This is a genomic window from Syntrophorhabdales bacterium (assembly GCA_035541455.1).
Classification (GTDB): Bacteria; Desulfobacterota; Syntrophorhabdia; order Syntrophorhabdales; family WCHB1-27; genus JADGQN01.
Window position 1 is genome coordinate 58022 of the sequence record DATKNH010000123.1, and the last position, 24366, is coordinate 82387.

Annotated in this window: 23 protein-coding genes; all 23 read right to left on the reverse strand. The window is 54.2% G+C overall.

The features are described 5' to 3' along the window. Positions 1–16 precede the first annotated feature (16 nt). A complete protein-coding gene (yedF, locus tag VMT71_13295) occupies positions 17–598 on the reverse strand; it encodes a sulfurtransferase-like selenium metabolism protein YedF (GenBank protein ID HVN24941.1) in 582 nt (193 codons plus the stop codon). Between the two features lie 64 nt (positions 599–662). After that, complete coding sequence (locus VMT71_13300) at positions 663–1430, reverse strand: zinc-ribbon domain-containing protein (GenBank protein ID HVN24942.1); 768 nt, start codon at positions 1428–1430, stop codon at positions 663–665. Between the two features lie 59 nt (positions 1431–1489). Then, positions 1490–2491, reverse strand: a complete 1002-nt coding sequence (locus VMT71_13305) for an electron transfer flavoprotein subunit alpha/FixB family protein (GenBank protein ID HVN24943.1) — start codon at positions 2489–2491, stop codon at positions 1490–1492. A gap of 14 nt (positions 2492–2505) precedes the next feature. Beyond that, positions 2506–3303 carry an electron transfer flavoprotein subunit beta/FixA family protein gene (locus VMT71_13310; protein ID HVN24944.1) on the reverse strand — a complete coding sequence of 266 codons (798 nt, stop codon included), beginning with the start codon at positions 3301–3303 and terminating at the stop codon, positions 2506–2508. Between the two features lie 150 nt (positions 3304–3453). Continuing rightward, positions 3454–4236, reverse strand: coding sequence for an enoyl-CoA hydratase-related protein (locus VMT71_13315; GenBank protein ID HVN24945.1), 783 nt, complete (start codon positions 4234–4236; stop codon positions 3454–3456). A gap of 3 nt (positions 4237–4239) precedes the next feature. Beyond that, the gene (locus tag VMT71_13320; GenBank protein HVN24946.1) at positions 4240–5523 is read right to left on the reverse strand and encodes an acetyl-CoA C-acetyltransferase; all 1284 of its coding nucleotides are present in this window, start codon (positions 5521–5523) and stop codon (positions 4240–4242) included. Between the two features lie 138 nt (positions 5524–5661). After that, positions 5662–6153 (reverse strand): arsenate reductase ArsC, encoded by a 492-nt coding sequence (locus VMT71_13325; GenBank protein HVN24947.1) that lies wholly within the window; start codon positions 6151–6153, stop codon positions 5662–5664. Positions 6154–6339: 186 nt separating this feature from the next. Then, complete coding sequence (locus tag VMT71_13330; GenBank protein HVN24948.1) at positions 6340–7194, reverse strand: FAD/NAD(P)-binding protein; 855 nt, start codon at positions 7192–7194, stop codon at positions 6340–6342. Next, positions 7191–8246, reverse strand: coding sequence for a 4Fe-4S dicluster domain-containing protein (locus tag VMT71_13335; protein ID HVN24949.1), 1056 nt, complete (start codon positions 8244–8246; stop codon positions 7191–7193). The genes VMT71_13330 and VMT71_13335 overlap by 4 nt, the downstream gene beginning before the upstream one ends. After that, the gene (locus VMT71_13340; protein HVN24950.1) at positions 8243–9196 is read right to left on the reverse strand and encodes a 4Fe-4S dicluster domain-containing protein; all 954 of its coding nucleotides are present in this window, start codon (positions 9194–9196) and stop codon (positions 8243–8245) included. Before VMT71_13340 ends, VMT71_13335 begins: the two co-directional genes overlap by 4 nt. Next, positions 9193–9642: a hydrogenase iron-sulfur subunit gene (locus VMT71_13345; protein ID HVN24951.1), complete on the reverse strand. Its 450-nt coding sequence runs from the start codon at positions 9640–9642 to the stop codon at positions 9193–9195. Before VMT71_13345 ends, VMT71_13340 begins: the two co-directional genes overlap by 4 nt. After that, complete coding sequence (locus tag VMT71_13350; GenBank protein HVN24952.1) at positions 9630–11591, reverse strand: CoB--CoM heterodisulfide reductase iron-sulfur subunit A family protein; 1962 nt, start codon at positions 11589–11591, stop codon at positions 9630–9632. The genes VMT71_13345 and VMT71_13350 overlap by 13 nt, the downstream gene beginning before the upstream one ends. Positions 11592–11598: 7 nt before the next feature. Further along, entirely contained in the window at positions 11599–12594 is a 996-nt protein-coding gene (locus VMT71_13355) for a CoB--CoM heterodisulfide reductase iron-sulfur subunit B family protein (protein ID HVN24953.1), read from the reverse strand. A gap of 3 nt (positions 12595–12597) precedes the next feature. After that, positions 12598–13146, reverse strand: a complete 549-nt coding sequence (locus VMT71_13360; protein HVN24954.1) for a 4Fe-4S dicluster domain-containing protein — start codon at positions 13144–13146, stop codon at positions 12598–12600. Between the two features lie 158 nt (positions 13147–13304). Further along, positions 13305–13796: a hydrogenase maturation protease gene (locus VMT71_13365; protein ID HVN24955.1), complete on the reverse strand. Its 492-nt coding sequence runs from the start codon at positions 13794–13796 to the stop codon at positions 13305–13307. Then, positions 13797–15257 (reverse strand): Ni/Fe hydrogenase subunit alpha, encoded by a 1461-nt coding sequence (locus tag VMT71_13370; protein ID HVN24956.1) that lies wholly within the window; start codon positions 15255–15257, stop codon positions 13797–13799. Between the two features lie 8 nt (positions 15258–15265). Then, on the reverse strand, positions 15266–16246 hold the full coding sequence (locus tag VMT71_13375; GenBank protein ID HVN24957.1) for a hypothetical protein: 981 nt from the start codon (positions 16244–16246) through the stop codon (positions 15266–15268). A 10-nt stretch (positions 16247–16256) separates the two neighbouring features. Further along, a complete protein-coding gene (locus VMT71_13380; GenBank protein ID HVN24958.1) occupies positions 16257–18434 on the reverse strand; it encodes an FAD-dependent oxidoreductase in 2178 nt (725 codons plus the stop codon). Between the two features lie 274 nt (positions 18435–18708). Beyond that, entirely contained in the window at positions 18709–20118 is a 1410-nt protein-coding gene (hydG, locus tag VMT71_13385; GenBank protein HVN24959.1) for a [FeFe] hydrogenase H-cluster radical SAM maturase HydG, read from the reverse strand. A 1-nt stretch (position 20119) separates the two neighbouring features. Then, positions 20120–21172: a [FeFe] hydrogenase H-cluster radical SAM maturase HydE gene (gene hydE, locus VMT71_13390; protein ID HVN24960.1), complete on the reverse strand. Its 1053-nt coding sequence runs from the start codon at positions 21170–21172 to the stop codon at positions 20120–20122. Positions 21173–21195: 23 nt separating this feature from the next. Further along, positions 21196–21642, reverse strand: a complete 447-nt coding sequence (locus VMT71_13395) for a CBS domain-containing protein (GenBank protein ID HVN24961.1) — start codon at positions 21640–21642, stop codon at positions 21196–21198. 11 nt (positions 21643–21653) lie between these two features. Further along, the gene (gene hydF, locus VMT71_13400; protein HVN24962.1) at positions 21654–22931 is read right to left on the reverse strand and encodes a [FeFe] hydrogenase H-cluster maturation GTPase HydF; all 1278 of its coding nucleotides are present in this window, start codon (positions 22929–22931) and stop codon (positions 21654–21656) included. Then, positions 22912–24360: an aspartate ammonia-lyase gene (locus VMT71_13405; GenBank protein ID HVN24963.1), complete on the reverse strand. Its 1449-nt coding sequence runs from the start codon at positions 24358–24360 to the stop codon at positions 22912–22914. Before VMT71_13405 ends, hydF begins: the two co-directional genes overlap by 20 nt. Positions 24361–24366: the final 6 nt, after the last annotated feature.

The window sequence follows — 24366 nt, forward strand, 5'->3', positions numbered from 1 at the left end:
AAACGTCTCTTATTATTCAAGGTCTTATTACGTTCGTAGCGGCGACCAGCGAGGAGACTATTTCATACATGTTCGTGACCTTGCCTGCAACAAGCTTCTCCTTCAATCTGAAAAAATCGAGGCAGGTGCCGCACGACAGGACCTCGACGCCGAGGTGCTCAAGGTCGCCCAGCACACCCAGCACGTCAGATCCTTCTGTAGCGAGCTTGACCCCTGCATTGAGGAACACAAGTTTCCAGGGGCGGGGCTCGATCTCCTTGAGCGTGTGAAGAAAGGATTTCATAAGCACAGCGCCCAGCACCTCGTCGCCCCTTCCCACAGTTGCCCCATCAACGAGCACCAGGACCTTTCTTTCTGTCTGGACGGAAAGACCCTGACCACCCCCCACCCTCGTTGCGCGGAGCAGGACTCCATCGTCCCGCTGCTGTTCGATGCTTACGCAGTATCCCTCCGATTCCAGGTAGCGCGTGACGTTTTCTCTTGGTGGCCCATTGTCCAGGAGTATCTTAAACTCTTCCACTTTCCCCGATTGAAGCAATCTCTTCGTTTCCAGCACGGGCTGGGGGCAGCTCATGCCCTTTAGGTCTATATATTCCATACGCGTATATTAGACCCTTACTGTTTGGTATGCAAATGAATTTTGGGAATGCATCAATGAGAACTTATAGAATTGGCGACTCGACGATCTCCACCGTAAACTCTTTTGCCTTTTCAATGGTGTTGTCGAAGAAGATAACTGCAAAAGGGATCTGCTTCTTGCTTGCTGCTTGAAAGTTCTCTTCGCTGGACAGCTTAAAATCGTTGAGCTTTTTCTCGATTTCCAGTTTCTGCATGGCTCCGATCTTTTCCTTACTAAAGGAAAGGCCGGAAACAACGTCTTTTTCCGCGAGGACCTTGCCCTCTTTGTCAAAGAGCTTTGCCCTGAGTATCAAAAATTTGCGGCCTTTGGTTGACCCGTTGAACACGACACCCGAGACAAGAAAAACAGTCCCTTCCTTCGTGACGATCTCCTGACCTTCAAGGTTCCTGATTGAGAGCCACTTGTCGCTTGCTCCCATGGGGATGCCAAAAAACTCCGCATAGTTCATCCAGCAGTAGTAAAAACCGGCGCCCATTGCCGCCACCACGAAGAGCACAATGACAAGGGCAATGAGGCCCTTACGCCTGCGCGGCGTATCGATAGACCTGTCCTCTGCCTGGGGGACCTTAAAAGGAGCCCTGGTAGGAATCTCCGCTGGTTTTTGTCTCGGAGGCTGAACCTCTTGAGTCTCTTCCTTTGCGGCAGGAGGTGCCTGCTCAGGCTCGGGTTCTTCTTTTGTCAGCATAAAGGTGTGGGAACACTTGGAGCACTTCAGTTTCTGATAAGGCGACTTTATTGAACCATCGGGAAGGTTGAATTTGCGCCCGCAGGAAGGACAGGTGACGATCATCTAGTGCCTCTCAAAAGGGAAGGGGAGTTCCATGTAATAAGGAACTCCCCTGCTCAAGCTTACTTACCCGCTTTCTGTTTGAATATTTCAATCAGCTTGGGCACAACCTGTTTGTAGTCTCCCACAACACCAAACGAGGCGATCTTAAAAATTGGCGCTTCTGCGTCCTTGTTGATAGCAACGATGCAGTCTGAGGTCCTCATGCCGGCCAGATGCTGAATGGCACCGGAGATACCGCACGCAATATAGATCTTCGGTTTGACGGTCTTGCCCGTTTGCCCTACTTGATGTTCGTATGGGATCCAGCCTGAGTCAACTGCAGCACGCGATGCTCCCATTGCGCCGCCGAGAGCGTCTGCCAGTGCCTTGACCACGCTGAAGCCTTCGCTACCTCCTACACCGCGTCCACCGGAGACGATGATGTCAGCCTCCACGAGGTTAACAGAAGTCTCGGACTGCGCGAACTGCAGTACCTTGGTACGAATATCATCTTCAGCTATGGAAAAGGACTCTTTGACCACTTCAGCATTCTTTGAAGTGTCCAACTGAGGCATCGGAAAGACTTTTGGTCTCACTGTTGCCATCTGCGGTTTTGATTTGGTGTTCATGTACGTGGCCAGGAAGTTCCCGCCGAATGCTGCCCTTGTCAGTTTCACCGCCTTGCTGGCATCGTCGATTTGCAGGTTGATCGCATCAGACCCCAGGCCCACTTCGAGTTGACCGGCCAGTGCTGAGGAGAGATCCTGCCCCTGCGTGGTTGAACGGCACAGCAGAATGTCAGGCTTGAATTTGTTGACCAATGTTGCTGCAGCTTTTGCGAAGGCAGCCGGTCTGAAGGTCTTGAAGGAAGCACCGTCTATGGCATAAACGGTAGACGCGCCATAGTGGCCCGCAGTTTTTGCTATCTCGTCGGTGTTCTCGCCGATGACAAAGGCACATACCTTTGATCCCAGTGCGTCTGCAAGCGTTTTCCCCGCTCCCAGAAGCTCATAAGACATCGGGGTTGTCACGCCATCTTTATGCTCTATATATACCCATACATCTTTGTATTCGTCAGCCATGATCTCACCCCTCCTTATTTAATTACTTTCAGGTCCAAGAGTTTGTCGACAAGGGTACTAGCCATTTCGTCTATCTCTCCCTTGAGCATTTCTCCTGCCGATCTGGGAGGGGGCGTTGTCAGTTCAACCACTTTGCCGTGGGAACCTTCTGCACCGACCTTGTCCTTTGCCGCGCCGATAGCATCGCAATCCCATGCGGGGATCTGCACCTTGGCTGCCTTTCTGATTCCCATCAGGTTGGGAAGCCTGGGCTCATTGATGCCTTTCAGTACCGATACCACTGCCGGAAGCTGGCCTTCCACTGTTTCAATGCCGCCTTCGATGCCGCGCTGAACCTTTATCTTCTTGTTGGCAGCATCGACCTCTTCAATCTTTCCGACAAATGTCAACTGGCTGAAGCCGAGCCTTGTGGCGAGTTCGCCGCTCACGGAGCCGGTGTTTCCATCAGTCGCCTGTTTGCCGCAGAGCACGAGGTCTACCCCACCGATCTTCTCAATGGCCTTCCCAAGTATGTATGATGTTGCAAGCGTGTCTGAACCTGCTATCGCAGCATCATTGACATGACAAACCTGATCCACGCCCAGTGCCAGGGCATTTCGCAGCACATCAACGGCCTTGTCCGGGCCCATGGTAAGCGCCACTATCTCGGCATCGTACTTCTCTTTCGTGAGGAGTGCTTCCTCCAGTGCAAACTCGTCAAAGGGGTTGGTGATTGAATCCATTCCCTCTCTCTTGAGCGTGCCCTTCGGGAGGTCCCACTTCACCTCGGCTTCCGTATCAGGAACCTGTTTTATGCACACTACTATCTTCACAGTGCCCTCCTTAAAATAATTTGTTATGCCAAGTTACCTTCATTTGCATACCTTCGTTGTCTCCTCGTCGTTCTCCTCGACGTACTGTAAAGTACGCCTGCGTCGTCTCCTCGGCTCCGCCTCGGTCTGCTTTTGAATCTAACTTCGCATTTATTCACCTTGAAAGGTCGGTGTTCTTTTTTCGAGAAAGGCCGTCATGCCTTCCTTCTGGTCCTGCGTCCCGAAACTCAACCCGAAGGTATTCGCTTCCAGCTCCAGCCCGGACTCGATATTAAGAGACAGGCTCTTATTTACGAGGTACTTGGCAAGACCTATCCCTATGGGGCCTGCAGCGAGCATTTTTGCCGCAAGCTCTCGCACTGCGGGCATAAGGTCATCCGGAGCTGTTACTTTGTTCAAAAGGCCCATTTCAAAGCCTTCCCGCGCGGTGATGACTTTTCCGGTAAGCACCAGTTCTTTAGCCTTTGCAGCGCCGATCAGGCGCGCAGTTCTCTGGGTTCCGCCGAATCCCGGAAAGATTCCCAGAGTCACTTCCGGAAAACCCAGTCGCGCCTTTTCGGAAGCATAGATGATATCACAGGCGAGAGCGACTTCAAAGCCCCCACCCAAGGCGTAACCGTTCACCGCCGCTATCACCGGTTTTCTCATATTTTCGAGCGCGCCCAGTGCAGCATGGCCTTTGTGCGAGAAGGCGGTGGCCTGGACGGGCGTCATATCCTTCATTTCCTGGATATCTGCGCCGGCGACGAACGCCTTGTCTCCAGCGCCCGTAACGATCACCACCCTGATCTCTTTTGCCTGCGCGACTGTCGTGGCCGCATCCTTAAGCTCGTCCAGCGTCGCAGAGTTGAGAGCATTCAAGGCCTTTAGCCTGTTAAATTTTATGGCCGCTATAGGTCCTTCCAGTTCGAGAATGATGTTCTCGTAAGGCATTGATTATGCCTCCCTTTCTATAATCATGGCCATGCCCTGTCCGCCGCCGATGCACATGGTTGCAAGGCCATATTTCAAGCCAAGCCGCCGCATCTGATAGCAGAGCGTTGTCACGAGACGGGCACCGGTACAGCCGATAGGATGGCCAATCGAGATGCCGCCGCCATGCATGTTTGTCTTTGCCACGTCCATATTCAATTCTCTGATGTTGGAAATGGCCTGTGAAGCGAAGGCTTCGTTCAACTCAATCATGTCTATCTTATCAAGAGTAAGGTTGCCGTTTTTCAGTGCCTTCTTGACCGCGGGGACCGGTCCAAGACCCATGTAAGCAGGATCCACGCCGCCTGCAGCGTAGGAGACGATTCTGGCCATTGGCTTGAGGCCCAACTCTTTGGCTTTGTCCCGGGACATGACCACGACTGCTGCTGCGGCATCATTGATACCTGATGCGTTGCCAGCAGTAACGGTTCCGTCTTTCTTGAAAGCGGTGCCCAGTTTTGCCATCTTCTCAGCCGACGTGTCCATCGGCCTCTCGTCGATTTCGAACACGACGGGATCGCCCTTTTTCTGAGGAATCACGACCGGGACAATCTCTTCCTTGAGAATGCCATCTTTGATGGCCTGTCGCGCTCTTCTATGGCTCTCAGCGCCGAACTTGTCCTGCTCTTCGCGGGAGATGCCGAACTTAACGGCGATATTCTCAGCTGTCAGACCCATATGGTACCCGTAAAAGATTTCCCATACACCGTCTAACACCATCAGGTCTACAAGCTCAGTGTTAAACATGCGCGCTCCCCATCGTGCTGCTGGCAGAGAAAATGGCGCGAGACTCATGTTCTCCATGCCGCCGGCCACGATGATCTCCGCATCCCCGGCCTTGATCGCCTGAGCCGCGGACACAATCGCGCGCAATCCGGAGGCGCAGACTTTGTTTACGGTGAACGCGCTGGTCTCTTTAGGCACGCCGCCAAAAATGGAGGCCTGCCGCGCTGAGTTCTGACCCAATCCCGCCTGCAGAACATTGCCCATGATTACTTCGTCAATCGCCACTTCCTTGAGCGAACTGTCAAAGTCGTAATACTTTGCTTCCAATTCCGTGTCCAGCTTGCCGCCAAAGATTGCCGGTGCGAACTCCTTATCTTTTGTTCGCAGGGGTCTCAGGCCCGCTCTCTTCAGAGCCTCTTTGATCACAAGACCGCCGAGCTTCACTACAGGGACATCTTTGAGACTCTGCCCAAAGGTGCCTACCGCTGTCCTAGCCGCTGAAACTATCACCACATCTTTCATATGTCGCTCCTTTTCCCCGTTATGAAAAAAAATTCACAAACAAGTTTTTATCGTAATCGTGGTACCTTTGTCAACCATTTTGTCTGCATTTCCAGGCTGTTCGATAGCCTGCACAAGGTTTTCACCTGGCTATCAGGATCAGCCGAACGTATCCATGACCCATTCTCTGATTTCGTCCCTTAATTTGCGGAAGGATTCAGTGGTCTCGTCGCAGGCCGGTCCCAGGACCGGCTCCCGGAAATGGGTGTGAAGTATTCTGGCCCCTACGGGGAAAAAGGGGAAAAACCGGCAGCACCCCTGGCAACCATCACAATGGAGAAGACCTCGTACCCTGTTCAAAAAAGGACAGTGATCCGGAGGGCTTCCGCACACCAGAGCCACAAGGTCAAACTTTGTCCCGATAAACTCTTCAACGTTCTTTGAGCGCTGTTTTGAAATGTCAATGCCGATTTCCGCCATGACCAGTCTCACTGCGGGATGAATCTCTGCGGCCATTATGCCCGCACTGTGGGCCTCGTATCCCTCGGGGAAAAACCGGCTGAGGAATGCCTCGGCCATCTGCGAACAGACAGAATTGCAGCGGCAGTAGAAGAGGACCTTCTGTTTCTTAGAGGGCGATTTCCCGGTCATCTAAAAACCTGACGAAGCGAGGAAGCGACGAAGCGTTGAAGAAGGAAACGTGAAAACGAAAATCATGAACGACATACCGCGCGTCTCTCTTGCTCTCCCGCTTCCTCGCGTCTTCGCTTCCTCGCTTCATCGTTTTTGTCTCTCGTTCCTCCGCATCCTCGCTTCCTCGCGTCTTCGCTTCATCGCCTAGATCTCGAAATTCAGCCTCTTCAGTTCAGCAAGCGAGAAGACAGGACCATCCTTGCAGATGAATTTACTGCCGATGTTGCAGCGGCCGCATAGGCCTATCCCACACTTCATCCTCGCTTCCAGTGTCGTGATCACGTCTTCATCCCTGAAGCCCAGCTGTGCGAGGTTCTGCAGGACGTACTTTATCATAATGGGAGGACCGCAGGTAATGGCGATTTTGTTATCCGGCTTTGGCGCAACCTCGTTGAGGATAGTGGGCACAAATCCTTCCCTGATAGGTGGGCCCGGAGAGTTGGTATCCACGGTCAATATCAGTTCGAGATCGTTGCGCTTGCCCCAGTCCTCCAGATCCTCTTTATAGCAGAGATCAGCACTGGTGCGCGCGCCATAAATGATGGTGATATCCTGGTAGTCTTGGCGCGTGTCCAGCATGAAAAGGATCAGCGTTCGAAGGGGCGCCAACCCTATGCCTCCGCCGACAAAGAGAATGTTCTTTCCTTTCATCTGCCGGTACGGAAACCAGTTGCCAAGCGGGGCGCGCACACCGATCTGGTCTCCCACCGAGAGCTCATGGAGGGATGCTGTGGCTTCGCCCGCTTTCATCACGCTGAACTGGAGATATTCCTTGCGGGTGGGTGGGGAATTAATGACGAAGGTCGACTCACCCACGCCGAATACCGAAAGCTGTCCGACCTGGCCCGGCTCGAAGGAGAATTGTTTCATCTTTTCTTCATCATTGAAAACTACCCGGAAAGATTTTATGTTGGGCGTCTCGTCGATGATACTGACGACCGTTGCCAGATCAGGCAAATAGGGGTTCTTGATGGCTGCTGTTGACTGCTCAGTGCTCACTGCTCACCGCCACTATTCTTTTTGAGCTCTGCAGCAATGCTGCTTATCTCCATCGACACCGGACAGGCGCGGATGCAGCGGCCGCAACCTGAGCACGCGATGATCCCTTCATATTTTTCACCGTAGTAGAGGAACTTGTGACCGACCCTGTTTTTGAAGCGGAGGCCTTTCGCGGCTCTCGGATTGTGCCCGCTCGCCTCCAGGGTAAAATGGTGGAACATGCAAGCGTCCCAACTCCGGATGCGTTCGCCTTTGTTGACGGACTGCTCGTCGGTAATGTTAAAGCAGTAACAGGTGGGACAGAGATAGGTGCACGCTCCGCAAGCGATACAACGTTCAGCGGTCTTTTCCCAGAAGGCCTCCGAGTGGAAGGTTTCCTGATCGACGGGAGTGGTATCAGCGGCGCCCGCTCTACTCACCATTGCCTCGTGGACCGTCTTCTGGACGTCTCTGGCCCGCGTTTCGTAGGCAGCGCCGTCCTCCAGGATCGGGCTTTCGAGAAGAGTTTCCCCTTTCGGTGTTATGGCTTCAAGGAGATAGCCGTCTTCAAGTTCGGTCATCATGACATCGGAATCACTCGTTTCTGCAGGGCCGCACCCCACCCACGTACAAAAACAGCCCGTTGATGGTTCAGGACAGGTGATGGTAAGGATCGTCGTCTTCGCGCGCCGCGCCAGGTAATAGGGATCCGGGGTGTCTGTGTCGGAGAAGGCGCGATCGATTATCGCGATGCCCCGTGCGTCGCACGGCCTTGCGCCGAAGATGATCGTATCCTCGGCCTCGATGTTATCCTGGAGATCTATGAGGGTCCGGCGGGCGTCATTCGGGTCTTTCTTAAATTCGAATGAGACGAGAGTCTCGCTCTGGGGGTAGATGATATTTTTTGGCGGACTCGCGGCGGGGCGGGCAAGATAGAGCGTGTGTCCATCCGTTGCCCGTTTGAAGAGTACTGTGTCGCCCTCGAGACACGGAAAAAAGAGGGTAGCCTTCTTACCGAGCGCCTCTATCAGCTCCTTCTCTTTTCCCTTCCTGAGGTAACCCAACTTCCTCATCGGATCTTGTGCTCCTCGATCTGTTCCTCTTCCACTTTGAACGTGTACATCGGCGGCCTGTCTTCTGTCGAGATGCCGGCCTCATAACCGAAGAGTTCTTTCATCTCCAGATTGATCTTCTTCTTCAGTTTGGCGACCGGGATATCCATGGGACATGCCCTTTCGCACTCGCCGCACTCGGTGCACCGACCGGCCAGGTGTATGGCGTGGATCATGTGAAACATCATCTTTTCGTCTGGTGTGGCTTTCTGGCTCATCCAGTGTGGGTCCCGCGTCTCGGCAATACAGGATTCTCTGCAGACGCAGAGTGGACATGCGTTGCGGCATGCATAGCAGCGAATACAGCGATCGAATTGAGCAAGCCAATAGGCTCTGCGCTCTTCGAGGGGACGTGCATCAAAGTCGCGGATGTCCTGGTAGGCCTGCTTCTCATCAGCTTCCGGTGCAATCTCTTCTCCGGCAACATAATCGCTGAGCAGCGGGGTCGGGTACCGGCAGGTCAGGCACTTCTCAGCTAGAACCTCACGCAACGAAAGGCGCGTCTCTCCCTTCTTCGTCTTTACCATAAGCGCGTCTGATTCGAACGCGGCGTCAATGACCGGCTGGTGATCGATGGCACGCAACACTTTGCGTACACTCACCGCGCCGTGGCACGGCACACCGATGATCACTACATTTTCCCGCTTGATGATCCCTTCCTGTATCAGCTGGACTACGGTCCGGCTGTCGCAGCCCTTGACTATGACTGCAGCTTTCTTCTTTAGAGACGGCAGATAGGATGCGAGATTGTGAACGCAGGCAGCGTTGATGACGAGCGAATCGACTTCCTCGGGAGACGTGACGAAGCAAGGAACCGGATGGAGTGCGTCCACACCGTTCCTGTAGCCGATCACCACGTCCACCGAAGGGAGCACCTTTCTAACGATCTCTTTAAGCTTCTCCAGATTCACGCTATGGCCTCCCTGGCCGGGTCAACATGGGGCAGGCGTGGTGCGGGTCCCAGTTCGTGGATGAGCTTCGTGAAATCGGTGACCGTCTGCTGCCAGCGCTGCCCTTCGGATGCGGAAACCCACGTGTAGTGAAAACGGCGCGCATCAATTCCTACAAAAGGGAGAAAACGTTTCAACATCTCGAGCCTGCGGCGCGCGTAAAAATTACCGTCCGAGTAATGGCAATCTCTCGGATGACATCCGGAGACGAGGACGCCGTCAGCGCCGTGTATGAGTGCTTTGACCACGAAGAGGGGATCGACTCTTCCGGAGCAGGGAACTCTGATGATTCTCAGATCCGTCGGCTGCTTGAAGCGGCTCACGCCAGCAGTGTCGGCGCCGCCATAAGAACACCAGTTGCACAAGAAACCGACAATGCGGAGCTCTTTTCCTTCTACGGCAGACATAGGCTGTTTACCTCCGCGAGCAGCTGATTATCTGTAAAGTGCTGGAGTTGGATCGCGCCGCACGGGCAGGTGGAGGTACATACGCCGCAGCCTGCACATACCGTTTCGATCACGCTCGCTACTATTTTACCGCCGCGCAGTTCCTGTTCCTTGATTGCCTGGAAGGGGCAGGTCTTGACGCACTTGAGACATCCCACGCACGCATTCTGATTCACCCGCGCAACAGCTGGATCTGATTCCAGCATGTCACGTGAGAAGAGGGAGAGCACTTTGGCTGCGGCGGCGCTGCCCTGGCCGACCGACGAAGGGATGTCCTTGGGGCCTTGTGCTGCTCCTGCGAGAAAAACACCCGAGGTGTTCGTCTCTACCGGACGGAGCTTCGGGTGGCTCTCAACGTAGAAGCCATTCGTGTCATAAGAGATATGCAGCTTCTCAGCAAGCGTTGCTGCGCCTGGCGCTGCCGTGGCTGCTGTGGCGAGAACGACAAGGTCAGCCTCTACCTCAACCTTTGCACCCAGCAAGGTGTCGGCTCCCTGGACGATCATCTTGTTACCTTTCGGATAGATGCGGGAAACACGCCCCCGTATGTACTTTACGCCGTAATCCTCCTGCGCCCTTCGCGTGAACTCGTCATAGCCTTTTCCTGAAGCACGGACATCCATGTAGAAGACGTAGGATTGGGAGTCAGGGATGTGATCCTTTGTAAGGATTGCCTGTTTGGCTATGTACATGCAGCAGAAATTGGAGCAGTACGCGATGCCTATGGATTTGTCGCGCGATCCAGCGCAGGAGACGAAAACAATGCTCTTGGGTTCAGTTTGATCAGAAGGCCTGAGGATGTGGCCCGACGTCGGCCCCGAGGCGTTCAGCAGTCGCTCGTACTGGATACCGGTGATCACATCAGGGTAGCGTCCGCCGCCATACTCCGGCAGTCTCTCCTGGTCGATGAGGCCGTAGCCGGTCGCTACGATGATGGCACCGACCTCCTCCGTGACGAGCTGATCCGGAAGCTCGAAGTTGATCGCTTTTGCAGGGCAGACCTTCGCACAAACGCCGCACTTCCCTTTTAGCAGTTGGCGGCAATAACGAGCGTCAATCGTCGCTTTCTTTGGGATCGCCTGCGGAAAAGGGATGTTGATGGCGCGCGTGGGTGCTACGCCGAAGTTAAAGGTGTCGTAAGCGTTTTTTGTGGGACACTTCTCCATGCACTCACCGCAGCCTGTACACTTTTTCCAGTCGACGTAGGGAGTCTTTTTGCGTATCTTCACCTGGTAGTTGCCCACATAGCCTTTGATTTCCTCGATCTCAGAATAGGCGTGAAGGCTGATCCGTTCGTGCTGCGCTACATCAACCATTTTTGGTCCCAGGATACAGATAGAGCAATCGATGGTAGGAAATGTCTTGTCGAGCCGAGCCATCATGCCGCCTATGGCAGGGCTCTTCTCCACGAGCACTACATCGAGGCCGCCCTCCCCACAGTCAAGGGCCGCCTGCATACCGGCGACGCCAGCACCGATCACAAGGACTCGTTTGTTTATCTTGAACGCTGAAGAATAGAGCGGCTTGTTCCGGATCACCTTTTCTATGGCCATGCGTACTGCTTCTATGGCCTTGTTTGTATTGAGCTCTTTATCTTCGCCGATCCAGGAGACGTGCTCCCTGATGTTGGCCATTTCAAAGAAGTAACGGTTGAGACCGGCTTTTTCAACCGTGCGCCTGAAGGTAAACTCGTGCATGCGGGGCGAGCACGCCGCGACCACAATACGGTCAAGGTTCTCCCGTTTGATGGCCTGCTTGATTTCCTCCTGGCCCGGCTCGGAACAGGTATACATGTAATGGGTGGAGTAGACCACGTGGGGCAGTTTCGCCGTCTCCTCGGCAGCCCTGGCTACGTCAACCGTGCCCGCAATATTGTTGCCGCAATGGCAGATAAATACGCCGACTCTCATTGTTCGATCAGGTCTCCTTTACTACCGAAGCGGTACGTTCCCGCTCTCTGTTTGTTTCTTCCGCACCCCGGGCCGCGTTCTTTCTTGCTGCACTTTTTGCGGGTGAAGCTGTCTCTTCGGTGCCCTTGGGGCTTCTCGAGCGGATGAGCCTGTCAACGCTTACAATGTGCTTGTCAAGACCAAGCTCGACAGGCGAATAGCCGAAGGCAAGCCCGAGCACTTGTGAGAAATAGAGGACGGGGAGGGAGAAAGATGAGCCCATGGCTCGATTCACCTGTGCCTGCCTGAGATCAAGATTCTGCTGACAGAGCGGGCATGCCACCACCACGCAGTTGGCTCCGCAATCCTGCACCATGTTCAGAACTTTGTGTGTGAGCCGGAGCACCATCTCTCTTTTTGGAACACCAAAGGCTGCACCGCAGCATTCTGTTTTGAAAGCAAAATCGCGTACCTCAATGCCACAGGCAGCAAGCAGCCTGTCCATCGAGACAGGGTTTTCCGGGTCATCGAATGCAGCAAGGCGGGGCGGGCGGCTCAAGATGCAGCCATAGTAGCAGGCCGCTTTGAGATCGGGAAGGATAGTCGTTACCTTCGCAACTACAGCGTCGAGCCCCACATCTTCATAAATCACCTGGAGCGTGGATTTCGCTTTTACCGTTCCCTCATAGGGGTCATCCAGAAGCTGGTTGACTTCATCTTTAAAGTTCTTGTCTGTGAGCATTTTTGCACGCGCTTTCTTGAAGGCCGAGAGACAGGAAGGGCAGGGGGTGGTAAGCGTTGCCGTCTCCATGCGCTCCACTATTGCAAGATTACGCGCGGCGAGTGCGCCTGCAAGAACGTGATCCATCGCATGAGCGGGCGTGGACCCGCAACAGCTCCAGTCAACAGGCTCTTTGATGACCACACCGAGATCTTTGAGGATTGCGCGTATCGACCGGTCATAGGATGACGCGGTCCCCTCAAGGGAGCAGCCGGCATAATAGGCATACTCTCTCTCAATCATGCCCTACTTCTTCTCCATAAATTTCTTGACGATGCGCGCGACCTTGTCTCTGCCCTTGATTCTCTTGGGTGTGAAGTGGAGCTGTTTCATCACCTTGGGGCCCAGATCGGCGTCAGTGAGGAGATGTCCCGACTTTAGATTATACCGGGCGATGATCTCCAGTTCAAAGATCCTTCCATGGTTTTTCAACGATGTGAGGAAGGACTCATAGAATGTTCGTATATCCTTTTCAGTAAAGCGTTTTTCCCTGTAGGCGATATTGCGGAGTCCATCCATTACGTCAGCCACGTCGATCTCACAGGGGCAGCGCGTGCTGCATGTCTCACACGTGGCGCAGAGCCATAATGCTTTTGAGTTTAGAACCTTTTCTCTCTGCCCGGTCTGGATCATCCGCATTATCTGGCTGACGGGGTAATCGAAAAATTCGGTGTAGGGACAGCCTGCTGTGCAATTGCCGCACTGATAGCACCGGACTACATCCTGTCCGGTCGCCTGGGAAACCTCTGCGGCAAAATCGTTAAGGGTATCACTGGCAAGACGTACTGTTTCCATACTCCCCTTGCAGTTATTTTACCATGAAGGCCGATGGCCTGTCCATGGGGGCTTACGACGACGAGGAGTAGCGATAGAGCACTTTGAAAATGGCCTGATCGGCCTCCTGAAGCAAAGTTTAACAGCTTGGAATTGTTGCTTTTTTTGCCTACAGCTACTCACTCTGACCTGGTTGCTGCTTTCTCCAGGTCTTCCATAATGCTTCTGGCAACAGGTGCAACAGCTGCCTCCACCTCCGGGCTCAACCCCTCCCGAAACGTTGTGTTTTCCTTTATTTCCACGGCGTAGATGCGAATCGTATCGGGCATTTCGTATCCCAACTGCTTTCCGAGTTCTATAGCGGTCCTCAAGTCTAGAGCATGTGATGCATAAGGATTAACTATCGTTCCCAGATCGTCGGGTGTGAGCCTGTGTATTGATCCCGCGGGGGTGTACTCACCGGTTATGATGGCATCTGCTATGACAACGGTCTGATAGCCGCAGATGACGTCCAGCAGGAACCTGCCTGCAAGACTCGCCTCTAGAACGTCTATCGAAGAGTCAGCGGGCCACCGGCTCCTTATCACACGCGCGATGGCTATCCCTACGCCGTCGTCACCCAGGATGGGGTTGCCCAGGCCGAGTATGAGGGTCCTGCCTTCCTGCCCCATCTAATCTCTGGTCAGTTTCTCCAGCACCACCCCTTCGCGGTCTCTGATAGTAACCTCGAGAGGCATTTTGCCTGCAGCAACGTGGGTTGCGCAGCCGAGGCACGGGTCATACGCGCGGAAGGCCATCTCCACTCTATTGAGGAGCCCCTCCGAGACGTTTCCGCCTTTAATGAAACCTTGAGCCGCCTTCTTTACCGAGAGGCCCATCGGTGCCGCGTTATGTTGTGTGGCAACGATCAGGTTCACTTTCGTGATCAACCCTTTGTCGTCGGTTTCGTAGTGATGGATAAGAACACCTCTGCAGGCTTCCACGCAACCGATGCCCTTGCCCGTGAACTGGAAGTTCATGTTCCTTATATCTTTTCCGGAAAGCATCGGGTCATTAGCAATCTGCCGTAACTCCTCTGCGGCCTGCAGGGCTTCTATCAGTCGGGCCCAGTGATAGGCCAGTGTATGATGCGCCGGTTTGCCGAGCACTGACACCATGTACTCATATTCCTTTTGAGCAAGCGGTGTCGACATACCGTTTGCAACGTTGTAGCGCGCTAAAGGACCGACCCGGTAGAGCGATGTATTGTCCCCTTCGACCATGCCCTTCCATCCGAGTTTCCTTAAGTGGGTCAAGCGAATATAGGTCCAGGGCTCAACCCACTCGCCTATATAGTCCGCATAATCCCTGGGATGAAAAAAGGCCACCTCTTTGCCGGCCGGGTCTACTACCCTGAGCATGCCTTCGTAATAGTTCTGGTGATAGTTGTCATCGACCAGCGCCATGTAGTAAGTCTTCAGGCCATAGGTGTCGCTCAGGACGAGATCGAGGTATCCCTTGTTGGCGAGAACGGTATCTTTGAAGAGCTGCAATGCGAACTTGGCAAATTCTATGGAAAAAGTTGCGGTATCCATGATGGCAATCCGCTCTTCTTCCTTTATTCCACGGGGGACGCCTCCGGGAAGCCCGCCCTCGGGATGGGCCGGCTTGCTTGCAATAAGCTTTATTATGTCGCGGGTCCTCTTTCGTACCTCGATGACCTGCTTGGCAATATCCAGACCGACTTTGCCGATCACCCCGAGGATATTTCGTTCGGCCGGGTTTGCATCCGGGCCCATGACGAAATCGGGGCCGCCAAGGAAAAAGAAATGGATGTAGTGGTCCTCTACATAGTTGGCCGCCACTTGCAGCCTTCGAATAAGCTTCGCAGTGTACGTCGGCGCCACGCCGTAGATGTAGTCGACCGCCTTTGTTGATGCCATATTATGAGGAGTCGGACAGACGCCGCAGATATTTGGCACGATCCTCGGCATCTCTTCAGCGGGCCGGCCGAGGCAGAACCTTTCAAATCCCCGCAACTCCGTTACCTGCATGTAGGCATCATCCACATCCCCCCGGTCGTTCAGGAAGATCTCTATTTTGCCGTGCCCCTCGAGTCTCGTTATCGGGTTTATTGTGATTGTTTTTCCCATTGCTCACCTCATGCCTTCGTTGATGTATCTCTCTTCTTTCGCAGGAGAGAGGATGCGGTTGTGAAGCGATAGAAATAACCCACCGGATCTTCCAGCCCATCGACGGCCTTTTTTCGTTCCTCTTCGGTTTTTCCTTTGATGAGCGATGCAAAGGCAGAAAGGTACTTGGCGCCCATGTCATCCACACCGCCCACGGGGCCGAAGCAACCACGACAGGGGATGTTGATGTTGATACAGGACTCGCCGCAACCGGCCCTCGTCGCCGGCCCCATGCAGACCACACCCTGGGCCAGAAAACATTTTCCTGGATCGGCCTCCACCTCGTGTATTCGCTTGACATCTTCTATGACGAGGCGATCCGGTTTTGTCTGGTTTCTCTCGCAGCGATCGCAGAGTGCCCGTGTAGGAGCCAATGTCGCGCCCTTCGGGGGCAGGTCTCCACTCATCACCCTTCGGCCCATGGATCGAATACGGTCTGGCGGGGGAGGGCAACCGGGCAGGTAATAGTCGACGTCAATTACATGGCCCAGCGGGTACACCTGCTCGTAAAACTCCGGGAGCGTCAGCTGGTTGCCGTGGGCAATGGTAATCGGCTCAGGAATGTTGCGGTTGGGGTTGACTACGGTCGGCGCGTCCCTGTACACCCATTGGAAAATATCTTCCTTACCTCTCAGGTTTGCCATGCCGGGCGTACCACCAAAGCAGGCGCATGCGCCGAACGCCACCACGAGCTTTGATTTCTTCCTCAACAGACGACCGACCTCCTCGTGTTCGGAATTCCGCACCGATCCATTGATGAGAGTGAGCGCGATTTCCCCGTCCTCGAGCGATTCGACGTGATGATACTTGTAGTCCAGCGCCACAGGCCAGAGTATAACGTCAAAGGCGGCGGCGAGTACGAGAATGTCCTCATTGATATCGACGAGTGCTTCGTCGCATCCACCGCAACCGCCGAGCCAACACACTGCCATCTTGGGCTTGTCTGCCATCGCTCGCCTCCTATCGCTTTATCGGCTGCAGGCCTTTCAGCCTGTCACTAAAACCGTTGATAATACCCGGAAGCCGCTCGGCCTGTGCGTCAATGGCCGTGACAACCTCGAGGCGTTCTTTACCCACCCCAAAAGAATCGAGAATCCTGTGGAGGAGATATATTCTCTTGCGCGCTTCCTGATTGCCGTCCTGGAAATGGCAATCTCCATCGGTGCACCCCAGCAGGAGAACTCCATCCGCTCCCTTGTGAAACGCGCCGAGGATATCCGTGGCATCCACCTTACCGATACAAGCTACAGGAATTAAGCTTTTCAAATTTGCCGCCGTATTGTCGGAGGCATAGCCCCAACCGAAACGACACGCAAAGCAGACGACGCCAGGTTCGTTCGCTATCTTTTCTTTCTCAATCGTGGAGAAGTCAAAAGAAAGCTCGCGGGCTGCCGACGGGCAGGCCGAAACACACATGCCGCATGCTTTGCAGAGGAGGGGGTCGCTGAAGGAGACTCGCTTTTTTCCAATTTCGCGCCCTTCGAAAAGTACGCTTATCTCGCGCATGTGGCACGTGTCGTAGTTGCAGGCTGACACACAGATGCCGCAACCGCTGCAGATGTTCTCATCCACTTTTACTGTGGGCAGTTCGGGCTGAATGCCAGTCGCAACACACGCCTTGCAGGAGATGCACGGGCCGCATTCGAGACAGCGTCTCGCCTCGTTTATCGCCTCTTCTAATGTGAAGCCGATTTCAAAGGGCTCAAAATTGGCTCTCTTTTCAGGTGGTGTCCATTTGGCTTGCGGTTCGGGTTTGAACACGTCGCGCATCGGCGCTTTGCTGCCCTCGTATTTCACCAGCCACCTGGCGAGGTTTACGCCTCGCAGGTATTTGTCGATTGAATCGGCCGCCTGTCTGCCTTCGGCCATTGCATCAACCATGAAGCCCACTCTTCGTACATCTCCACCCAGGAACACATCTTTCCGTCTGGCGCTCTGAAGCGTGAGCGGATTGACGGCTAATCGCCCGCTTTCGTCAAAGAGGCCTGCTTTCTGAAGTAATGTGCGATCGGTGGCCTGGCCGATCGTGATCAGCAGCACATCGCCCTCTATTTCAATGCAGTCGGAAGTGTCGAAGCGCGGGTTGAAACCCTTTTCGTCAAAGACACTAATGCATTTGGGACAGTCAATTTTGGCAAACTTGCCCTCCTCGCCTGAGATGCTTCGCACGCCTCTGGAATAGACGACGCGTATGCCCTCCTGCTGTGCGCCTTCCACTTCCTCGGGGTCGGCAGGTATCGCGTCCTTGGAGGTCTTGTCCCATGTTTCGAGGCAGACGACGGTCACTTCCCCTCCCAGCCGATAAGCGGTTCTGGCTGCGTCGAATGCCACATTGCCACCGCCGACCACTATCACCTGCTTGTCCTTGAAGTAATCATTCGGTATATCACCCCGGCGAATGTCATTGAGCAGATTCAAACCGTACATGACATTTTCCAGCCCCTGCCAGTCAACGGTTTTGAGCCCTAGGGTAAGTGCGCGGGGGTGAGGAGTTCCGGTGGCCAGGAAAAAAGCCTGAAAGCCTTCCTTCTTGAGCGTCTCTATTGGATCCCCGCCGTTTATTTTCATATCCCGTCTTACCATAATGCCGCCGATCCGCACCAGGTTGTCAACCGCAGCATCGAGAATCTGTTCAGGCAGGCGATAGTTGGGGATGTACCGCACTGCCCCGCCGAGCTTTGGATTGGTGTCGAATATCGTCACATCGTAGCCCCTCTTTGAGAGCTCCCACGCGCACATCAATCCACCGGGTCCGCCGCCCACTACCGCGACTTTCTGTCTATCTTTCTTGATCCCCAGCGGTGGTTTCTCGGCCAGGTAAGGAGTGTAGGAATCTGACAAAAATTTCTTGAGAAGCCGCCGCTTGATTGACCCGCCCTGGGTCTTGTAGTTGCATTCCCGCTCACAGATCCCGCAGACATAACCGCACACGGTGAAAAGTGGGTTGCGGTCGTAAAGAAAATCTCCGATTTGAATGATGCCTTCACGGGCTTTCTCCGGATCGTTGGGCAGGAGAGAGATCATCACGTTCGATCGCTGAATGGATTCCTTGATGGGGCATTTCACCTGACACGGCGGCAGCACCTGCATGACGGCAGCTTCCGCCTGCGCCTCCTCGTCATTGCGCAGTTTCCACATAATTAATCCTCCTTTTTTGAATCGACGCATGGATTCCGGTGTTGGATATCGTGCAGATAATCTGTTCGCAGAAAATCAGACAAGGACTTTGCATCCGGGACTCACCTTCTCTGTCGCGAGACTGTTCTTCCGGACTTTGCCAAAGCTTCACGCCGCGAATCTAGGATTCGCCAGCCTGTTTTCTAATGTTACCCACGTGTAAAAAAATAGGCAAGAAAAATTTTGGAAAGCGACCGATGGAGATCTTTGAGGGAGTCGCTAAAGGTTGACTGCTTTAGAAATAGAGATCTCGTTCCCCTTTGCAGACACGTTCGAGCCGCCTCTCTGTCTCGGCTCTGGCCTTTGGATTGGGTATCTGTTCCAGGTGGGAAGCAATGGTTTTCTCTCCCTCTTCCCTGGTAGCGGGGGATGCATAGTCAAGCAGATATTCTTTAAAAGTCAGAATGGCGTTAGGCTGACAGACATTCTGGATCTGTCCGGTCTTCGCGAGGCGCATGAATCGGTCACCAGTCCTGCCTTGCCGGTAGCAGGCTGTACAGAAACTGGGCAGATAACCCTGTTCACACGTGACGCGCAGCATCTCGTCTGCACTTCGATGATCTTCGATCTGGAACTGTCCCTGAGGCGCTTCTGCTATGTCTTTGTGATAACCGCCTACGCCCGTGCATGAGCCGGCGCTTACCTGTGATATGCCCAGTTGGATTACCTCATCCCGAAAACCGGGCTTCTCCCTGGTCGAAAGGAGCATGCCTGTATACGGTATCGCCAGCCTGATGATAGCAACGACTTTTTTGAATTTGTCATCGGTGACGATGTGGGGGAATGCGTCGATGTTGACACCTTCCGCCGGTCTCAGACGGGGGACGGACACGGTGTGCGGGCCTACGCCGAAGCGCTCCTCCAGGTGAAGCGCATGAAGGAGTGTTGAGATTACCTCAAACCTGTAGTCATAGAGACCATAGAGGACGCCCAATCCCACGTCATCGATCCCGCCTTCCATGGCGCGGTCCATGGCGAGCGTATGGTAGTCGTAATCCTTCTTGGGGCCCGTGGGATGCATCTCCCTGTAAGTCTCCCGGTGATAGGTCTCCTGGAAAAGAATATAGGTGCCTATGCCAACTTCCTTGAGCTTGCGGTAGTTCTCAACAGTGGTTGCCGCTATGTTTACATTGACTCTGCGTATGCTCCCGGTCTTCTCCTTTACAGAATAGATAGTTTTTATGGTGTCGAGCACGTACTCGATGGGGCACTGTTTGGGGTCCTCACCTGCCTCCACGGCAAGCCGCTTATGTCCCATCTCTTCAAGCGCTGATACCTCCAGGCCGACTTCCTCTTGCGTGAGCCGGCGTCGCCTGATGGTTTCGCTCTTATTGCGGTAGCCGCAGTAGAGACAGCCATTCACGCAGTAGTTGCTGATATAGAGCGGGGCGAAGAAGACCAGCCTCTTTCCGTAAATCTTTTCCTTAACTTCCCTGGCAGTCTGGAAAAGGGCCTGGAGCACGCCTGGATCATCACTCTGCAACAGGATGGCAGCCTCTTCGGGAGTCAGCCCTTGAGCGTTCCTGGCCTTGTCAATGACTTTCAGAGCGTCAGCCGGAGATGCTTTGCTGCCCTTCACGAGGAGATCTGCAATCAATCCTTCATCTATGAAATCGGCTGTCGCCGTGTCCTTGCTGGTCTTCATGTCACGTCCTCCGTTGTTGGTGCATCCATCCATGACCATAACCGGTTCCCACAGACCTCCCGGAAGAGGCGATAAGAGCCGAAATGCACGGAATGCATTGCGTCGTTCCCTCTTCATCGATGCAAATTTTGTTCGGATAAATCCTGTAAAGCTTCTTGTAGCCGACGGGTGTGATGTCAGGCATTACCACATTTGCTCCGCGCGCGAGGGCCATTTGGCGGCCTTCGGGATGTATGCTCCCAAGTGCAGTGGTTGCCGGCAAGTGTGTATTAGGTAGAACGATTCGTGCCACAGCCAGCACCTTGAGTGTAGTTGCCACGTCTCCTCCCTGTGCGCGCGCCAGAGGCGTATCACTATTAGGGATAAAGGGGCCTATGCCGGCCATCTCCACTTCCAGTTCTTGCATAAGCATGATGTCATCCGCCAGGGTTTCCGCATCCTGTCCGGGAAGCCCTACCATATTGCCGGAGCCAATCTGAAAACCAAGTTCTTTGAGCCACCGAAGCCGCTTGATTCTGTCTTGAAGGGTAGTACCGGGCCTTAAGCGCGAAAAAAGCTCGGGATCCGAGGTTTCATGCTTCAGGAGATAACGGTCCGCGCCTGCTTCTTTCATAAGGCGGTAATCACGTTTCGTTCTGTCTCCTACCGATACAGTGACTGCGACATCGTATCTTTCTTTCACTGCAGCGATTATTCGGGAAAGCTCTTTTGCAGTAAAGTGAGGATCTTCACCCGACTGGAGAACAATTGTCTTCAGGCCTGCAGCAGCGCCTTCTGCGGCCGTTTCGAGGATTTCGTCTGCTGTCATGCGGTATCGCACCAGCCTGCGGTTACCCCTTCTTAAACCGCAGTAAAGACAGTTCTTCACACAGTAATTTGAAAACTCTATTATGCCCCGCAGGTGGACCTCATCACCGAGACAACGCTCACGGATCTTGTCCGCATAGCTAAAGAGGAACTGCTCCTCACTGCTAGTCAGGAGGGCAACAACATCGTCGCGTGAAGGCCTTGCGCCTGTTTCAAGTCGCCCAAGAATTTCTTGTGTCGCAGTCACGTTTGTACAACCTCACAGAACTTCTAGCCCACGTATTTCCCTGCTATGTAGTTGCTCAAGTGCTCTATCAATGTTTCCTGCTCGGAGATGATCGACTTCACCACATCCCCGATGGACACAAGGCCGATAAACGATCCCTGCTCGAAAACCGGCAAGTGTCGAACGTGTTTCCCGGTCATGAGAACCATGCACTCCTCGACCGTATTCTCAGGCTTAAGAACGTACATCTCGGCAGCTGGCGTCATGATCTCCGCCACCGGGGTCTCTTGCGATTTTCCCTTGAGCATCACCTTCCTTGCATAATCTCTCTCGGTGATAATGCCTGCCACCTTGCCTTTGTCGTCGAGAACAACGAGAGCACCGATCTGCTTATCCGCCATCATTTTGAGCGCATCGTAGACAGTTGCTTTCGGTCCGACCGACCAGATATCTTTGCTCTTTGTCTTCAAAATCTCCTTCACTGTCTTCATCCCGTACCTCCTTAATGTGCGTTTGATCTATCCTCCACCACATGGGCCTTATTTTCCTCACTCTCCATCAGCTGAACTACTTCCGGAAAGGGCTGTAGCGCTCTTTTCAGGATGCCGAGCACGTGCGCGATCAGCACGCCGTAATTGACGACCGGCACGTTCGCAGCCTGGGCCGTCATGAGGCGGTGAAGCATTTCTTTGCGGTTTATCATGCATGCGCCGCAGTGTATGATCAGCTTGTATGACGTTAATTCAGGAGGAAGCTCCAAACCGCTGACCCACGTGAAATCGAGCGGCCCACCCACCAACTGCCTGAGCCATCGAGGGATCTTTACAGTGCCTATATCGTCCTCGACCCGGTGATGCGTGCATGCTTCAGCGACAAGGACCTTGTCTCCAGGAACAAGATTTTCAATCGCCATCGCACCTTGCGCGAGAGCCTGCAGGTTACCTTTATATCTCGCGAACAGGATTGAGAAGGATGTCATGAGGACGTCTTTGGGTGTATCCGCGGCCACCTTTAAGAATGCCTGTGAATCGGTTACCACCAGTTTTGGTTTTTCCTTCAGCTTCTCCAATGCCGCTTTCAGTTCCCGTTCTTTGACCACGAGGGTCATAGCATCGTTGTCCAGTATATCCCTGATCGTTTGTACCTGGGGCAGGATCAAGCGGCCCTTCGGTGCTGCGAGGTCGATTGGTACCACCAGAACGACAACATCTGAGGGTGTAATCAGGTCGCCGAGAATAGTCGGGTGCGTCCAGTCTTTCGGGGCCCTCTCAATGAGGGCCATCTTCAGCCGGTCTATGCCTGTTCGCGCGAGGGCGCTGACAGGCATGACGGGTATATTCAGCTTTGCGGCCAGAGCATCAGGTTCCACGTGGGTATGCACGTCTATCTTGTTGAGTGCGCCTACTACCGGTACCCCGCTCTGACGCGCCTTGGCTACTATATCCTCCTCGTACGAACCCGCGCCTTGCAGAGGATCGATCACCAGCAGGAGAAGGTCGGTTTTTGCCATGACCGCGAGAGTCTTCTTGATGCGCAACGCGCCAAGATCACCCGTGTCGTCTATTCCGGCAGTGTCTATCAGAACCACCGGGCCCAAGGGTAGGATTTCCATGGATTTGTAAACGGGGTCCGTGGTAGTGCCAGGTACCTCAGAGACAATGGCGACGTTCTGGTTGGTCAGTGCATTGATGAGGCTCGATTTTCCTGCATTGCGTCTACCGAAAAGAGCTATGTGGAGCCTGCTGCCACGGGGTGTTTCGTTAAGCGTCTGATCCGCCATTCGTTACCCCCGTTGCTTTGCGCTTTAATCTACGTGCTCCGGCTACGCCGGGTCTCGTCAATTCAGCGGCTGAAAAGATTATATTCAATTCCTCTTCCGTAAAAAGGCCGGCGTCGAGCGCTGCCTGCCTGACGCTTTTATTCGAAGCCTCTGCCTCCTTTGACAGCTCTGCTGCCCTTTCGTAGCCGATGTAAGGTGTCAACGCCGTTGCCAGGCAGAGACTCTCTTCCAGCCAGCGACGGCATCTCTCTTCGTCGGCTTCAATGGAGTCGATGCAGAGAGTACGGAAGAGGAACGCCGCCCTGGTGAGCATCTTGAGTCCTGTCAGAAGGTTGAAGGCAACCAGAGGGAGAAACGCATTGAGCTCCAGCTGGCCGCTTGCCGCGGCCATGGCCACTGTCTGATCAAAAGAAATAACCTGAAAGGCTACCTGCGTTATCATCTCGGGTATGACCGGATTGACCTTGCCCGGCATAATAGAGGAGCCCGCCTGCAGGCGCGGCAGCTTCAGCTCACCAAGTCCGCCGCGAGGTCCTGAAGAGAGGAGACGCAAGTCGCCCGCGATCTTCGCCAGATTTACCGCTGCTGCTTTTACGAGCCCCGAGACTTCCACGAACACGTCGGCGTTCTGCGTGGGGTCTACACTATTCTCCGCGCGCGCCACCCCAAGACCTGTGATGGACTGCAGTTCTTCGATGGCTGCATAGATATACGTTCTTTCTGCGTTGAGTCCTGTCCCGACTGCTGTGCCGCCCAGGTTGACCTGGCGCAGCCGTTCTTCCACCTTGAAGAGACGCCACCGGTCGCGCGCCACTGCTTCGGCCCAGGCAGCGAATTCCTGACCCAGGGAGAGCGGCACCGCATCCTGCATCTCCGTGCGCCCGAGCTTCAGGATATGGGCGAAGGCAGCCTCCTTTGCCTGAAGGCTCCCCTGTAAGGATGCCATCTCACGGCTCAATTCCAGAACGAGCCGAATAGCTGCCACCCTGAGTGCCGTCGGATAGACATCATTGGTTGACTGTGAAAGATTGACATGGGCCAGTGGATTGACCAGGTGGTAATCGCCCTTTGTCCCACCCAGCAACTCGATTGCACGGTTTGCGAGCACTTCGTTCATGTTCATGTTGAGCGACGTCCCTGCCCCGCCCTGGAATGCGTCTGTAGGGAACTGGTCCATCAGCTTGCCGTCAGCCACCTCTGCGGCTACGCTCACGATGGCTGACCCTATCTCCTCAGACAGCAGATTGGCGCGCATGTTGGCCAGCGCACAGGCACGCTTGACGTCTGCCAGGGCCCGCACGAGTTCCTCGGGTGCTCTGAAACCTGAAACTGGAAAGTTACGGAGAGACCTTACGGTATGACCGCCGTAGAATGCCTCTTCGGGCACCTCGACCTTTCCCAAGAAATCTTCTTCGACCCGGTACTCCATCTTTGC